The sequence below is a fragment of the Paenibacillus sp. CMM36 genome (genome assembly GCF_053570945.1).
Genome location: NZ_JBSEDY010000007.1, coordinates 276495 through 293595 on the forward strand (window position 1 = coordinate 276495; position 17101 = coordinate 293595).

Annotated in this window: 11 protein-coding genes; all 11 read left to right on the forward strand. The window is 39.5% G+C overall.

Annotation, left to right across the window (positions count from 1 at the left end; translation table 11 throughout):
• Positions 1-6 precede the first annotated feature (6 nt).
• The 11 genes from brxC to ACWA2B_RS16360 all read left to right on the forward strand — a co-directional run bounded on the left by brxC (position 7) and on the right by ACWA2B_RS16360 (position 17039).
• On the forward strand, positions 7-3576 hold the full coding sequence (gene brxC / locus ACWA2B_RS16310) for a BREX system P-loop protein BrxC (protein ID WP_449292402.1): 3570 nt from the start codon (positions 7-9) through the stop codon (positions 3574-3576).
• Between the two features lie 77 nt (positions 3577-3653).
• Positions 3654-5555, forward strand: coding sequence for a BREX-1 system adenine-specific DNA-methyltransferase PglX (pglX, locus tag ACWA2B_RS16315; RefSeq protein WP_449292403.1), 1902 nt, complete (start codon positions 3654-3656; stop codon positions 5553-5555).
• Complete coding sequence (gene pglX, locus ACWA2B_RS16320; RefSeq protein WP_449292404.1) at positions 5482-7206, forward strand: BREX-1 system adenine-specific DNA-methyltransferase PglX; 1725 nt, start codon at positions 5482-5484, stop codon at positions 7204-7206. The genes pglX (ACWA2B_RS16315) and pglX (ACWA2B_RS16320) overlap by 74 nt, the downstream gene beginning before the upstream one ends.
• A gap of 79 nt (positions 7207-7285) precedes the next feature.
• Positions 7286-9844: a BREX-1 system phosphatase PglZ type A gene (pglZ, locus tag ACWA2B_RS16325; protein ID WP_449292405.1), complete on the forward strand. Its 2559-nt coding sequence runs from the start codon at positions 7286-7288 to the stop codon at positions 9842-9844.
• 17 nt (positions 9845-9861) lie between these two features.
• Complete coding sequence (gene brxL / locus ACWA2B_RS16330) at positions 9862-11916, forward strand: protease Lon-related BREX system protein BrxL (protein ID WP_449292406.1); 2055 nt, start codon at positions 9862-9864, stop codon at positions 11914-11916.
• Between the two features lie 526 nt (positions 11917-12442).
• The gene (locus ACWA2B_RS16335; RefSeq protein WP_449292407.1) at positions 12443-13102 is read left to right on the forward strand and encodes a hypothetical protein; all 660 of its coding nucleotides are present in this window, start codon (positions 12443-12445) and stop codon (positions 13100-13102) included.
• Positions 13103-13159: 57 nt separating this feature from the next.
• Entirely contained in the window at positions 13160-13471 is a 312-nt protein-coding gene (locus ACWA2B_RS16340) for a hypothetical protein (protein WP_449292408.1), read from the forward strand.
• Between the two features lie 38 nt (positions 13472-13509).
• Positions 13510-13902, forward strand: a complete 393-nt coding sequence (locus tag ACWA2B_RS16345) for a hypothetical protein (protein ID WP_449292409.1) — start codon at positions 13510-13512, stop codon at positions 13900-13902.
• A gap of 158 nt (positions 13903-14060) precedes the next feature.
• Positions 14061-14906, forward strand: coding sequence for a tyrosine-type recombinase/integrase (locus tag ACWA2B_RS16350; protein WP_449292410.1), 846 nt, complete (start codon positions 14061-14063; stop codon positions 14904-14906).
• 175 nt (positions 14907-15081) lie between these two features.
• Complete coding sequence (locus ACWA2B_RS16355) at positions 15082-16560, forward strand: phage terminase large subunit (RefSeq protein WP_449292411.1); 1479 nt, start codon at positions 15082-15084, stop codon at positions 16558-16560.
• A gap of 272 nt (positions 16561-16832) precedes the next feature.
• The gene (locus tag ACWA2B_RS16360; RefSeq protein ID WP_318627481.1) at positions 16833-17039 is read left to right on the forward strand and encodes a hypothetical protein; all 207 of its coding nucleotides are present in this window, start codon (positions 16833-16835) and stop codon (positions 17037-17039) included.
• The last annotated feature ends 62 nt before the right edge of the window (positions 17040-17101 follow it).

A 17101-nucleotide genomic window follows, 5' to 3' on the forward strand; every position in this document is an offset into this window, starting at 1 on the left:
AGTTCTGTGCGTATTAAAGATATGTTTGTGAAAGATATTGAACGTAGCATTAAAGGGGTTATCAAGGTTGCACAAACCGATGAAAATAATATTTACCAAGAACTTGATGAATATGTAGTAACACGAGAACTGAATAAGCATTTATCCAAGTTTTATGAGAACTATCAGCAGAGTATTGATGGTACTACCGATAAGATGGGTGTTTGGATCTCAGGCTTTTTTGGTTCGGGTAAATCGCATTTCTTGAAAATTCTTGCGTACTTGCTTGAGAACAAGAAGGCGAAAGACAAGCGTGCAGTTGATTTCTTCGCCGACAAAATTCAAGATCCAATCGTTCTCGCTAATATGAAAAGAACTTCAAACGTTGAAACAGAGGTTATCCTATTCAATATCGATTCAAAAAGTTCCTTGGACAATAAGTCTAAGGAAGATGCTATCCTTCGAGTATTCTCTAAAGTATTTTACGAGCATCAGGGCTTCTACGGCGACATCCCCGGTGTTGCGGAGATGGAGAAGTATCTTACAAAAGAAGGTGTGTATGAAGACTTTAAACGCGAGTTTAAAGCGGCGGCGGGAGAAGAATGGGTAGAACGCCGTAATACTTTCTACTTTGATGCGGATTATGTCATTGGTGCACTAACCAAGGTTACCTCTATGTCCGAAGAAACAGCTCGCAATTGGTTCGAAAATGGAGTTAATAATTTTGAAATCAGTATTGAGAAGTTCTCGAAGGATGTAAAGGAATACATCGCACAGAAAGGGAACAACTTCCACCTTATTTTCCTGGTTGATGAGATTGGCCAATACATAGGTGACAGTAGACAATTGATGCTTAACCTACAAACATTGGCAGAGGATCTTGGAACACATTGCTCTGGTAAAGTGTGGATCATGGTTACTTCGCAAGAAAGTATAGATAGCATTGTAAAAGTAAAGGGCGATGACTTCTCCCGCATCCAAGGACGATTCGATACGAGATTGTCGCTTTCCTCGATCTCAGTTGATGAGGTTATTAAGAAGCGGATACTTGAAAAGAAGGGGCATGTCGTTGACAAACTAAAGCTTCTTCATCTTGAGAAGAGTGCAACACTCAAGAACCTTATGAGCTTCAAGGATAGCACAGCGGATCTGAGAGGTTATGAGAATGATCTGGAGTTTGCGGACGTGTATCCGTTCCTTCCTTACCAGTTTAAGCTCCTACAAAACGTTTTCGAGCAAGTGCGTAAACATGGAAGTTCAGGCAAGCACTTGTCTGAAGGGGAGCGTTCTATGCTCTCTGCGTTCAAAGAAGCGGGCTTGCGGTTTAAGGATGCGGAGGAAGGCACACTTATTCCTTTTTACGCATTCTACGATACAATAAAAGAGTTCCTAACTCCTTCGATTTCAAGGGTTATCGAAGGTGCATATGAGAACCCTGCGTTGCGAGACGACGAATTTAATATGGATCTGCTTAAAGTGCTATTCATGATTAAATATATTAAAGAGATTCCTGCCAATATTGATAATATTGCTACACTTATGGTCACGCAGATCGATGAAGATAAGTTGGCGTTGAAGGAGAAAATCAAGGTTTCACTTCGAAAGCTGATTTCACAAACGCTCATCCAGAAAAACGGTGATTCCTACCTATTCCTGACGGATGACGAGCAAGATATTAACCGTGAGATTAAGGCGATGAAGATTGAAGAGGATGTCATCAAGCGTGAGCTTGCTAATTACGTTTATCAAGACCTGTATGATGACAAGAGATACCGCTATTCGGCACAATACCAGTTCTCTTATAATCAGAAGATGGACGAGAAGAACATCGGTAATCAAACATCGAGTATCGGAATCAATATTCTCTCGCCGCTGTCTGATCATTATGCCAAATCCGAACAAGAACTAATGCTCATGTCTTCTGGCACAGGCGAGATGATTCTAAAATTGGGTGCAAATGAGGCTTATGTTGAAGAAATGGAAGAGGTCCTCAAAATCGAGGAGTATCGTAAGAAAAAAAATCCTACACAACTCCCTGAGAGCATTCAGAATATCCTGAACAATAAACAAGCCGAAGCAAGAGATCGTAAGCGTCGGGTACGGGATATGCTGGAAGAGGCGATCAAAGGCGGTACATTCTTTATCAATGGCAATAAGGCGGAGATTAAGGGTTCGACGGTTAAAGAGCGGATTAACGCTGGATTCCTTTCATTGGTTGAGAACGTCTACACGAAGCTTGGATACGTGAAGAACTTCTTGGAATCGGAAAAGGATCTCATCTCGATTTTGAGAAGAAAAAATGAGCAATTGACCATTGATGGCGGATCATCGAATTCGAATGAGCTGGCAGTAAAGGAAGTCATGGACTTTATCAGCTTGCAGGATAGTATCCAAAAGCAAATACGTGTTAAAACGATATTGGATCGCTATAAGGATAAGCCGTACGGCTGGAAGGATCTCGATATATCAGGCTTGATTGCTGAGTTAATGAAAGAACAGCGGATTCGCCTACGGTTTAATTCCGAGTATTTAGAACCAGAAGATGGTAATATTCTAAATGCTTTGACCAAAACGAGTGAGATCGATAAAGTAATTGTCGTTAAGCGGCATTTCGTTGATGAGTCGTTATTGAGAGTTGCTAAAAACATTTGTAAGCAAGTGTTTAACAAAACGGATGTTGCTGATGATGAGGATGGTCTTATTAAGGATATTCGTCATCTTATTGATCAGCAAGTGATCGAGATTAAAGCATTAAAGAGCCGTTATGAAGGAAGGAAATATCCTGGAGGAAGTCTTCTGGACAAAGGTCTTGAGTATTTTGGTGAGTTTACTAAAGGATTAGATAATGTGTCGTTCTTCACCAAGCTTCGTGATTTAGAGGACAACCTTCTTGATTGGGAAGAAGATGTGACCTATGTGAAGAGCTTCTTTGCTTCTCAAAAGGATATTTTCGACAAAGGTCTTCGTGCAATTGAAAAGTACAAAGAAAACGATGTTTACTTGTCGGGGAACGAGATAAAAGCGAATGCTGATAGATTACAAGAGATCTTAAATGAAGTACAGCCGTATCGCAAAATCAAAGATATTCCTGAGCTGGTGAATAAAATTGAAGAGCAGATTCAAGGTGTACTTGAAGAGAAGAAAGTAGCGGCTAAAAGCGTTATTCAATTGGATATTAATCATCTTACGTTGCGGGCTAATGAGGATGGTGTGTCTGAGGAAACGAAAGAACGAATTCAGACTTATTATGAAAACCTGTTCAACGCAATGGATGAGCTTGTCGATATTTTTAAGGTGGATGCTACAATAACGCAAAGCACCGCTTTCAAAGAGAAACAAGAACTTATTATTAACCGTGAAATTCTTGAGTTTGAAAAGAAGCAACAAGTGGAGCCATCAGTTACAGGGGGCGGCGGCAGAGATAAAACGCCAGTTATAGTAAAGCCTGTTTCTCAGAGAGAACGAGTAAAAGTGAATGATCTACTTGCCACTAAGACCTTACGCACGGAAGCTGATGTGGATATGTTACTGGACACATTGTCTGCAAAGCTGAAGCAAATTATTAAGAGTAACAAACAAATCGAGTTTATTGATTAAAAAAGTGTGCCGTGGCTTTGGCCGCGGCACTCTGATTATTGTAAAACACATCCAATATTAGGTTGGTGAATTAGCTCATGAATAAGACGGCATTGAAAAACTTTGCGACGAGTGCTCGTATAGAACTGATTGAAAAAGTTAAAGCTAAAGCTTTTAAAATAGGAATTACAGAAGAGAACATTAAGAAGGCTCAATTTGAAAGTTCAGATTCCCTTTATATTGATGGAAAACAGCTCTCGGCAACAGAGAAAAAGCAACGGAAAAAACTGATCTCACGAATTAGTGAAATTGGATATAAGCAGGTTATTGAGGAAGTAGCATATACCTGGTTTAACCGTTTTACTGCACTTCGGTTTATGGAAGTTAATAATTATCTTCCTACCAAGGTAAGAGTATTGTCCTCCAACAACACCGATAGTAATGAGCCTGACATTATTAAAGAGGCATTATCGGTTGATTTAGATGTCGATAAGGAATTGGTATATGATCTGAAGCTTAATAATCAGACTGATGAGCTTTTTAAGTATTTGGTTATTAAGCAATGCAATAGCTTAAATAAGGTTCTTCCATTTATGTTTGAAACGATTGATGATTACAAGGAGATACTTTTTCCAGATGGGTTATTGGCGAAAAAATCGTTCCTGCGGGAGATGACTGATGTAACAGCTATTCCAGAAGCGGATTGGGAGCAGGTTGAGATTATTGGTTGGCTTTATCAGTATTATATTTCTGATGAGAAGGATAGAGTATATAAAGATAAGGGGAAGCACAAAAAAGAGGAGATCCCATTTGTCACTCAGTTATTTACACCAAGTTGGATTGTCCGTTATATGGTACAAAACTCGTTGGGAAGATACTGGATTGAATCACATCCAGAAGATTTTGAGATTAAAGGGAGATGGGAGTATTACCTCGAAAGCCAAAGTTATGAGATTGGACCTGAAAGGAAATCGACTCAGTATTTTCAGAAGGATCTAAAAGTAGAAAATATCAAGTGTTTTGACCCAGCAATGGGAAGTGGACATATTCTTGTTTATATGTTTGATATACTGTTTGAGATTTATAGTAAATGCGGTTATATGGATAGGGAAATTCCGAGACTTATTATTGAAAATAACCTATATGGATTAGATATTGATGATAGGGCGTATCAACTTTCTTGCTTTTCTGTTGTGATGAAAGCAATGCAATACAATGATCGTTTTCTTAGAAATATTGAAAGAGAAGGCTTACAAATAAATTTAGCTTCTATTCAGGAGACAAACGGTTTAAATGAAGATGATATCGGTTTTATTGCAAACGATAGAAATGGTTCTGTATTTGAACAAACGAAGGAATTTATTAAACAGTTTCAAGATGCCAAGATATATGGCTCATTAATTAAGCTTAAAGAATTTGATATGGGTTTTCTGGAAGAACGTCTTTCAGAGATTCAAAATAATCCCGTTGAGGATGTGTTTTTAGAGTATTCAAGAGCCAAAGCGTTACAACTCCTTCCTCAGATTATAAAACAGGCGAAAATCATGGGATGCTATTACGATATAATAGTAACGAACCCACCTTATATTACTGATGGAAGAATGAATGGTAAACTATACGATTATCTAAAATTGTACTATCCAGATTCAAAGGCAGACGTGTGTGCATCATTTATGGAAATTAATCATTATTTAAAACCGCATGGATTTTTAGCGATGATCAATCAGCATTCCTGGATGTTTTTGTCAAGTTTTAAGGATTTGAGAATCAAAATTATTAACACGAAAAACATTTACTCAATGTTACATTTGGGAGCGAGAGCATTTGAGGAGATTGGCGGCGAAGTAGTCCAGACTACTGCATTTGTTATAAGAGATAAAAGTAATGAAATTGACAAAAGTATGAAAGGTGAATATATAAGATTAGTTGATTTTAAAAATCACGAAGAAAAAAAAAATAAAGGCATTAGAAGCCGTAAGAAACTCAAATGTTTTTTATAGGTACGTTACTAATTTAAATAGCTTTAGTAAGATAACTGGAAACCCCATTGCATATTGGGTGAGTGATAAAATAAAGAGCATCTTTGAAAGTAATAAGAATTTAGGTGACGTTTCAAAACCAAGACAGGGCATGAAGACCTTAGATAATGAAAGGTTCATTAAGTATTGGTATGAAGTGGAATGCAATAAAATCAGTTTCGATTCTGTTGACTTAGAATCAGCTAAAGTATCGAAAAGAAAATGGTTTCCAATAAACCACGGTGGGGAATTCAGAAAATTTTATGGGAATAATGAATTTGTAGTAAACTGGGAAAACGATGGATATGAGATGAAAGAATTAGCCATAAGTAAATATAATTCTGTAACGAGAACTATAACCAACATAGGGTTCTATTATAAAGAAGGGCTAACATGGACAGCTATTTCAAGTGGAACTTTAAGTGTGAGAGATTTTAAACAAGGTTTTCTTTTTTCGAATGCTGGGTTTTGTATGTTCGATTGTGAAAGCAAAAACTATATTAACGCTTTATTAAACTCTAAAGTGAGTGGGAAAATACTGGAGATACTTTCTCCAACCTTAAATTATAATGTAAGGGATATTGCTAATATACCTTATATATATTCCAACTCATCAGATCGGAATGAAAAAATCGAATTATTGACAAACCAGTGTATTGAGATTTCTAAGAGGGACTGGGATTCATTTGAAACTTCTTGGGATTTTAGAGTAAATCCGATTATTTTATATCAACAAGGAACCGATTTAATATCGCAAGCTTATGGTGCTTGGAAGAAAAGTGTTGATAATGACATTACTTGCATAAAAGAAAGCCAGGAAGAGATTAATAAACTATTTATTGAGATTTATGAGCTTACAGATGAGATATCACCAGAAATTTCAGATGAAGATATCTCGATAAGACAAGCGGTAAAAGAGAGAGATATAAGGGCATTTATTTCTTATGCAGTAGGATGTATGTTGGGGAGATATTCTTTAGATAAAGAGGGGGTGATTTTTGCTGGAGGTAAATTTGATCCAGAGGTCTACCAGACATACCCAGTTGATAGAGACAACATCCTCTCTGTTCTCCCTGGTTCTTATTTTGATGATGATATAGTTTCCAAATTGATTGAATTTGTTAAAGTAACTTTTGGAGAGAGTCGATTGTTTGAAAATATGGAGTATATTGCTGAAGCTCTCTCAATGAAGGAAGGAGAAACATCCAAAGAGGCAATTAGGAGATATTTCCTCGCCGAGTTCTACAAAGATCACATTCAAATGTATAATAAGAAGCCTATTTACTGGCTATTCACATCAGGAAAACAAAAAGCATTCAACTGCCTTATCTACATGCACCGTTACGATAAATCAACGTTGTCAAGGATCAGGACAGATTATCTCCACGAGCTTCAGATTCGTATGGATGCCGAGAAGAAAACCCTTCTTGACATTATAAATGGAGATGGAACAACTAAGGAAATTGCAAATGCGAAGAAAGAACTCAAGTCACTTGACCTGAAGATCGAAGAACTGCGGGCATACGATGAAAAACTTCATCACATGGCAGACATGCAAATTGAAATCGATCTTGACGAGGGTGTTGCTGTGAATTACGCAAAATTCGATGGTTTGCTCGCTCCAATCAAATAATTTGGTTACAATGGGGATATGCCAGTTCATCTTGGTATATCCCTGTTTTTAGCCCGATGAAAAAAGGTGTTGATAAATAATGAATATGGATGAAGTTACAAAGGCACTGCAAGAAGCTTTTCTTCAGCCCCTCAATGAAGGTGAGCGTAAGAAGATCATCTTCTGGTTTGATAAGGATCAGGAGTTTGCCGACTACATAAATGAGATTTCCCTTGAGAACGTCAAAATACATACTCTGACTGAGGGAAATAGCTTCTATACGAAGGTGTTGCTCGAAGAAGAGGATCCCACTTCGAACTATTTGATCTATTCCAACCTGGACATGAGCATGGAGGACAATTGGCTGTTGGATACAATTCTGTATTCGAAGACGTTCTATGCAGATAGGATATCCCTCATCATGAATGAACTGAACATCGATCCTTCTCTTCGGAGTTCAGTAAAGAAATATGAGAAATTCTTTGGGAGTAAGGATCGGATTAAGAAATTCAAGGGGTTCGAGGTTAAGGCAAATTCTGAAGGAACAATTGAACTAATGATGATGAATGCGTTGTGCAACCTCAAGACTCCAGATTTCGAGGATGTGCTGAAAGTTGTTCTGATGGATTCACTTGATGACAGCGAAAATAAGTATCTGGATTCGATTTCGAAGTATGTAGGGTTAGAAGTGTTTTGGAATACGGTAACTGAGCGGTATGGCTATGAGCAAAGTCAAAAGTCGCTTAAAACGCTGTTTATCCATCTGACGGTCACTGCACTTAGCCATACGGTTAGTGAGGAACGTCTTTCGCTGGTTAAAGGCTACATTGCTACTCGAAACAAGTCCAATGCTTTGGTGTTCGTCGACCACTGGATGCATCATAAAACGGATTATCACATTTATGATGAGTATGCTGAAATTGCCGAGAGAGAAATTAGGCTATCGGATATCGTAAACCTGCTCCCTGTTGAAGCGTTTAAGGCGGCGGATACGTTCCCTTACTTCGATAAGGCAATTATCATCTATATCGCCAACAGTCTGGAAGATCGGCTTGAGGATTATGATGCATATACGAAGCTGATTAACCTACGGAGAGCAAAGCACTATTATGAGCGGTATCAATCCATTTATGAAGCATTGTTCTATACCGTAAAAATGTTCGAATTTCATAAGAAGTACAGCATGGGTATTCCGAGGACGCAAGCAGTAGACATGTACCGAGCGTATGTGAATGACTATCACCAAATGGATATGTACTACAGAAAATTCTATTTTGCTTACGACAATGATTCGAACAGCGAAATTCTAAAGAAGCTCAAAGTGATGGTTGAGAACCTATATACCAACTGGTATATGAGCGAATTAAGCTCGCACTGGTCCGCCGCTGTACACGATGAGATGAAATCAAGTTGGGTTCTGCCAGGGATTCAAAACCAGAAGGATTTCTATCGAAGCTTTGTTGCTCCGAAAATTTCCAATGGTGATCGGGTATTTGTTATCATATCAGATGCCCTGCGTTATGAGATAGCGGCGGAGTTGGCGGATAAGCTGAATTCGGAGACAACGGGAGCTTGCGACATTCAACCATTATTAGGCGTACTCCCATCCGTCACGAAATTGGGTATGGCATCACTTTTGCCGCACAAGAACTTAGAGATTGACTTGAGTGGTAATGTATTAGTGAATGGCAAGTCTTCAAGCGGCATCGACAACCGAATTGGAATTCTCCAATCAGCAGTATCTGATAGCACGGCAATTCATTTTCAAGAGCTGAAAAATATGAACAAGGCTGGTCGCAGGGAGACATTCAAGGGTAAGAAACTGGTTTACATTTACCACGACAGCATTGATGCAACGGGAGATAAGGCATCGACCGAGATTTATACGTTCACAGCGGCGGAGAAAGCCATTGATGAATTGTACGATATAGTTAAAATTATCAAGGATGATTTGAGCGGTACGAACATTTTCATTACAGCGGATCATGGTTTTGTATATCAACGTGATGCATTGGAAGAGAGTGACAAGATTGAGAACGAAGGTATTCAAGCCTTTGAAGTCAAACGGAGATATTTGTTCTCCCAAGAAAAAGGAGAGCGGAGCGGTCTTCTCGATATTAATTTGGACAAGATGATCCATAATGAACATCAGATCACAACTTACGTTCCGAAAGCCACGATTCGTTTTAAAATACAAGGAGCTGGAGCTAATTTTGTTCACGGTGGAGCCAGCCTTCAAGAGATCGTTGTGCCACTCATTCAATTTAAGAATATCCGTAGTGGGCAGAAGAATAGTCGTGAAATCGAGAAGGTGGATGTTAAGCTTACAAACACTACCAGAAAGATTACCAATAGCCTATTTAACCTTACCTTCTTCCAGACGGAGAAAGTAGAGGACAAACGAATTCCTCGAACAGTGAAGATCTACATGGTGGATGATGCCGATAACGTGATTAGTAACGAGGAAATGATCATCTGTGATCTCACATCTGATAAGCCAGACGAGCGTACATTTAAGCTTCGGTTTGCGTTGAAGTCGATTCCGTATGACAAGAATAGTAACTATTACCTCATTACGAAAGACATTGAGACGGATATCGTCATTGAAAAAACACAATTCACAATCAATTTGGCCATCGTAAGTGATTTTGACTTTTAGAGGAGGGAGGAAACCAAATGGAGACAATAAATGAAGGACAAACACTTGATTTAGATCGGAAACTGAATGACGTATTTTCAGGAAGGGTCGTCCGAAAAGATCTGACGAAGCTTATGAAAGAAGGGGCAAACGTCCCTGTGTATGTACTTGAATATTTACTTGGCATGTATGCGGCGACAGATGACGAGGATAACATTCGAGAAGGAATTGAGCGGGTAAAGAAGATACTCTCAGATAACTTTGTAAGACCAGATGAGGCGGAAAAGGTTAAATCGAGAATCCGAGAATTGGGGCAATATTCAGTTATCGATAAGATCACCGTCACCCTAAATGAGAAGATTGACTCCTATGTTGCGGAGTTTTCGAATCTTGGACTTAAAGGGGTTCCGATTTCGCCGAGCTATGTCAAAGAATTCGATAAGCTTTTGGCCGGTGGCATCTGGTGCATGCTGAAGATGGAATATTTCTTTGATGAGGAAGTGAAGAACAGTAATCCATTTAGTATCAGTAGTTTGAAGCCGATTCAGATGCCGAACATGGATCTGAACGAGGTATTCGAGGGTAGAAAGAGCTTCACGAAAGAGGAATGGATAGACGTACTTATTCGTTCGACGGGCATGGAGCCAACTCAACTTGAGGAAAGAGTGAAGTGGCATCTGTTGCTTCGACTTGTGCCACTTGTCGAGAACAACTATAACATGTGTGAGCTGGGTCCACGGGGGACGGGTAAGTCGCATGTTTATAAAGAGATCTCACCTAACTCTATTCTCGTATCAGGTGGCCAATCGACGGTTGCTAACCTCTTTTACAATATGTCCAGCAAGAAGGTTGGTTTAGTTGGGTTATGGGACATTGTGGCTTTCGACGAGGTGGCGGGTATAACGTTCAAAGATAAAGACGGCATTCAAATCATGAAGGATTACATGGCTTCAGGATCCTTTGCACGAGGCAGAGAAGAGAAGGCGGCTTCTGCTTCTATGGTATTCGTCGGGAATATCAATCAGAGCCTTGATTCTTTAATAAAGACATCCCATCTATTTGCACCATTCCCTGAAGCAATGGCAAATGATTCAGCGTTTTTTGATCGGATGCATTACTACTTGCCAGGCTGGGAAGTTCCGAAGATGCGTCCTGACTTCTTTACGGATAAGTACGGTTTCATTGTTGATTACATGGCTGAATACTTCAGGGAAATGCGAAAACGCTCGTTTGCAGATGCCATTGATCGCTACTTTAAGCTGGGTAATAATCTGAATCAACGAGATGTAATAGCGGTTCGTAAAACAGTTTCAGGCTTGGTGAAGCTCCTTTATCCAAACGGGGAGTATACAAGAGATGACATCGAGGAAATTCTGAAGTATGCCCTTGAAGGAAGAAGACGAGTAAAAGAACAGCTCAAGAAAATCGGAGGCATGGAATTCTACGATGTTCATTTCTCCTACATTGATAAGGAAACGCTGAGTGAGGAGTATGTTTCCGTTCCAGAACAAGGTGGAGGCAAACTTATACCTGAAGGGCTTGGAAAATCTGGGCATGTTTACACCGTAGGGCATGGCGATTCTGGCATGATCGGGGTATATAAACTGGAGAACCAGGTCGTTTCGGGGACAGGGAAGTTTGAGAAGTCGGGTGTTGGATCACATCGAGGAGCAAAAGAAAGCTTGGATACCGCTTTCCGTTACTTTACTTCAAATAGTAAGAGTATCAGCGGTTCGATTAGCACGAAGACCAAGGATTATTTGATGCATATTAGCGACTTGCAGGGCATCGGATTGACGGATGAATTAGCTATAGCTGAATTGATAGGATTATGCTCAGGTGCATTAGAGCGACCCGTTCAAGAATCCATGGTCGTACTTGGTAACATGACGGTCGGCGGTACTATTGCAAAAGTTGAGGAGTTCGCCAATACGCTTCAGGTTTGTGTAGACGCGGGAGCGAAAAAGGTATTGATACCAGCCTCTTCCGTAGTGGATTTTCAAACGGTTCCTGCTGATCTGCTGATAAAGGTTCAGCCCGTATTTTACTCAGATCCGACCGATGCAGTGTTTAAAGCGTTGGGGGTAGGATAAGGAAATGGATGATAAGATACATAAAATTATTACCGAGCTTGATTATGGATCTGCCTATACCATTACTTATACCGATTCTGACGGAAAAAAAAAAGTGTTATGATCTTTGGTGAGACAAAGAGAACACTATATATCGTTTACAGACCATCTATTTGCTTGATGGAAAACCAGAGGAGATTGGGGAGACTGTTGGGTACAACAAGTCTGAAGTAACAAGGATATTGATCGAGCTGTCAGCCTATGATCAGTTCCATGTCCGTGAAATTGACTGAAAATAAGAGTTGTCAGGTCGTCGAAAGGGTGGTTTTCGGACTATTTTTGAGATTTTTGCTTACGAAATTCCCATCAACATTGAAGAGTAAGCTGGAATACATATGGGGAATGGCCGATAGTTGGCTGTTCCCTTTTTTCGTGCTGGTCTAATAGCTACTACTTATAGGGAAAAGAAGGAATTACATTCAAATTTGTTGAATTAACTCTGATAAGACAAATCAACATGTTCAACAGCATGAGAAGGGGAAGCTAGATGATCTGGAATATAAGAAATCTTGTCACATTTGTATTTGTCATTGTCATGTGGATGATTGTGGATCGTTTACACATCAATAATGCGTTAGCTTTTATAATCATTTTCATCCTGATGTTTTTGATACTATATGTGCCTATTCTTTTTACTGTATTATGGGATTCTAATTTGAAGAGAATTGAAAAGTTTTTAATGTCGCGAAAGAGTAAGCCAGAATACCATCTATTTTATGCTCTAGCCCATGAAATCGATGAAGAAGTAGAAGACTCAATCCGACTATTGCTCGAAAAGTATAAGGGAATTCACAAACAAGCGTTATATAAAACCGTTTTTGCTTTCTATAAAAAAGAAATTCTGACGGTTAAAGAAGAAATCGAATTGATCAAACCACTGGCATATAAAAATTACTATCGAGCTATCGTATGTATGGAAGAAGGAAATAATGCGGAAGCTCACAAAATCATTCACGACATTCCAACGCCTTGGATGAAAAATGCAATTCTTTCCGAATTGGAGTTGAAATCAAATCATTATGCAGCAGCATTAAAACTGGCACAACAAGCCTTGCATCAATCCAAAGGTTTACAAAAGTATGTACTGTTCAAAACGTATCAACGGAAATTCCCTGAGATGCAATCTGTAAATGGAACACAACTTTAAAAACAAAGGTCTATGCACATTCGCATAGGCTTTTTTCGTGCTGGAGGTGAGCAGAAGATGAGCAAAAATAGTGACAAGCCCAAAAGAAATAGTCCGAAGATACTAACCAAGTACGATCAATTTGTTGTGCCAAGACTCAGGGATATTCCCATTTGGGTACGTGAAGGAGCCACAGATGAAGAGATTGCTAAGCGACTCAATATTCATATTTGGACATTAGGCGATTACCGTAGAAAGCATCCCAAATTTGCGGAAGCATTGGAACGTCCAACCAAGTGGGAAACCCATGTATATCCTAGACTAGCGGAAATCCAGCAATGGTGCGAAGAAGGCGTGAATGCAGAGACATTATCAGGAAACTCGATATAGGTAAAACGACTTGGTACGAGTATATTGATAAACATCCGATGCTGGCTGAACTAGTCAAATGGAGCAAATCTGTCCCTATATCCCACGTAGAAAATTCACTTTTGAAAGCTGCTACAGGGTATGAATATGAAGAAATTAAAACGATTATTGAAGAGGATAAAAATGAAAAAAAGAAAACACGCATTGAAAAGGTGAAAAGGTATCAGCCTCCTAATCCGACAGCGATGATATTCTACTTGAAGAACCGCGCACCTAACGAGTGGAATGATCGGCGTGAGCTAGTGGTCAATACGAAGGCACTGGAGCAGGAACGGAAGCAGCTATTTCTAGATATGATCGAATCTGATATAGTGGATGCCGAATATGAAGCTATTGAGGAATCGGTCGAGATTGAGGAAGGATATATGGAGCCAGATGATTCGCAGCCATAACGTTATGCCGTCAGTATTTGTATAGATAAACGCCCATTTCAGCCCTGAATTAGCCCGTAAATTGCCCAAATTCAGTGCATAAGATAAGTTATGCAATCAGTGGACTTTCCCTCGCATCAACGGTATGATGTGACACACAAGCGAAGGGTGGGGCGAATATGGACTATATTCAAGGGTTTGAAGTACATTTACGGAGCAAGGATCGGAGTGAAAATACGGTTTCCTGCTATATTAGAGACGTATTGCAGTTTATAACCTGGTATCAAAGGAAAACGGAATATGGACTGGACAAGTGGATTGAACTGGATGGAGTAGAGTACAAGAAGGCTCTGCAAAGCACCAACCAAGCTGTACTCACCATTAACCGTAAGATCGCCAGTATCAACGTATTTTCACAATGGATGCACCAACAAGGCTATATTAAGGAAGATATACATATCGAAGCGGTCAGAAACAAGGTTGTTCGCCAATACAAAGGGTTAGCAGAAAAGGATTTGTGGAAGCTGCGGAATGAAATTCACCGTATGGGTAATCGGATGCATATCTGTATGATTGAATTGTTGCTTGGAACGGGGATACGGGTAAGCGAATTGGTTGGCATCAAGCTGAAAGATATTGAAATAAGTGAACGCAAAGGATTATTGAAGGTATTCGGTAAAGGGAATTCCTTTCGTACTATTCCATTAAATAAGGATGTACGAAAAGCCATTACTCGGTATCTTGAAGTCAGACCACACAGTGAATCAGAATGTCTATGTATTGGCCAGCGTGGAGCATTGGAACGAAATGCGATCAACCTGATTTTGAACAAATATGGAGATCGGATCAACGTAAAGGTCACACCCCATATGCTCAGACATACACTTGGCTATAAGCTGGTGAAAACGACTCCCTTGACGACCATCCAACAAATCCTTGGACATGATCATGTAGCAACGACCAATATCTATACCCTAACCACGCAGCAAGATATGGAAATGGCTTTGTCGAATATTGAGTGGTAATGAGCCACTCTTTTTGTCGTGGAGGGAGGGGTACTTCTATGTAGATAAACGGAGCTGCCAGCAAAGGGTGCAGAAATTTTTGTGATGATTTTATAGTGAATATGAGAAAGGAGCTATACCCATTGAAACGATAAAGCAAGAAGAGCAACGCCAAGCTGAGCTGCTGAAGCAGTATATGGAGAAGCATTTCAAGCCGCCCAAAATGAAACAATTGATCGAAACGTTCTCTTTCTCTGAACTACGCAAACTTATTGGTGAGATGGACATTGAGTTTTTCGCTTTAGCCTATTTTCCTAAATACTTTGATCGAGCATTTGGACAGTTTCACAAAGAGTTATTTTCGGAATTAAGACATATGCTTGCGAATACAGGACTGATTACAGCTTTCGGACTCCCAAGGGAGCATGGAAAGTCAACGATCAGTTCTTTTTTATTTCCGCTGTATGCAACTTTATATGATAAATCACAATTTACATTGATCATATCAGCCACAGAACAAATTGCATTGCCCTTCTTGGACATGATCAAAGATGAGCTAGAAACAAATCAGATGCTGATTGAGGATTTTGGGATTCGTAAAGGGAGCCGCTGGAACAATAATGAAATATGGCTGAAGAGTAAAGGTGGGCTGGACTCTTGCATTATGATTCGTGGGATTGACGGTAGCTTGAGAGGAATTCACTATAAGCATCATCGTCCTACCTTGGTTCTAATGGATGATTTGCTCAAGGAGGATACGGCACGATCCGAGGCCAAACGAGAACAGATTAAAAATACATTTACGGATGTTATTCTGCCTATTGGTACAAGGGATACCAATATTCTGATCTGTGGAACCATTTTGAATGAAGAGGACATCATGGCTGATTTGCTCAAAGGTAAAATCCCAGGTGTGAGGAGTATTCGTAAAGCAGCTGTGCTTCAATTTTCGGAACGGGATGATCTGTGGTCAGAGTGGGAGCGACAATATAATAACTTGCAAGACGAGGACAGGATCAATACGGCTTTGTCTTTTTTCATGGCGAATGAGAAGGAAATGCTAAAGGGTACAGAAATCCTGTGGAGCGAGTACTTGGACTATTATTATTTGATGTGCAAGAAGCAAGCCATGGGTGAAAAGAGTTTCTATAAAGAGCTACAAAACGATCCGCGTTTAACAGACGAATACATATTTCAAAATCTCATGTATTGGGACAGATTGCCTGAATTTGAGGACATGGAACTAGCCATGTACATTGATCCAGCTATTAAAGCAGGGAAGAAAAATGACTTTACGGCTATTTCAATTATTGGTCAGCACCGAAGGACGAAGCAAATGTATGTGATTGACGGGAACATCTATAAACTGCTGCCGGATGATTTGTTCCAAGTGGCTATTGAAAAATTGAAGCTTTATCCTGTAGATAAGCTGGGATTTGAAGTCAATCAAGCGCAAAGCTATATGAAGCAAAAGTTTGAAGAAGAATTATGGAAAGTGAAGATACATACGCCTGTTGAAAGTGTCCATTCCAAGGGGCAGAAGCATGAACGAATTATTAGCTTGGAGCCGGAAGTGAAGAAGGGCCATATTCTTTTCAATTCGGATAACCTCAGATATAACCATCAAGTGAAGGATTACAATCGAAACTGTACATACGACGATGCGCCCAGATAGTTTATATGGGGCTGTTCAATTGATACAGTCGGTCAAGAGTCTGAAGTTTTATGATCGAAGTTTGTTATTTTGAGGGTTTTGCTAAAACTCAAATCTTATTTTATCCAATCTCGTTAAGTCAATGGACAGGATACAGCAGGAAAATGTCGAATCACTAATTATGACCGCATTTGCTGTTGTAACTCTAAGGGGTGTGTTAAATTGGAATAAAATGGTTAGCATATCGAATCTTTCCTGAACCATTAGGAACCACTTATCAGGATTATGACTTAATGAATAGAGCTGACGTTGAAAAGTTATTTGATTACTGTCAAATATTGGAGGCTATGATTTCAAGACAGGGTTGGCAATTTTTAATAAATCATCATAGCTATCTAGTATTGTTTGAGATAAATAAAGGAAGTGAACGGTTTGATTGTGAAAGCCTTGAAGAATTTATTTTTGAAGTTGAATCTCATATTGATTCGTTACCTATTTAAGCTCCCTCGAAGTAGCAAAAGGCAGCTATGGGCAGACATGAGTACGGTGAAACTATGTACGA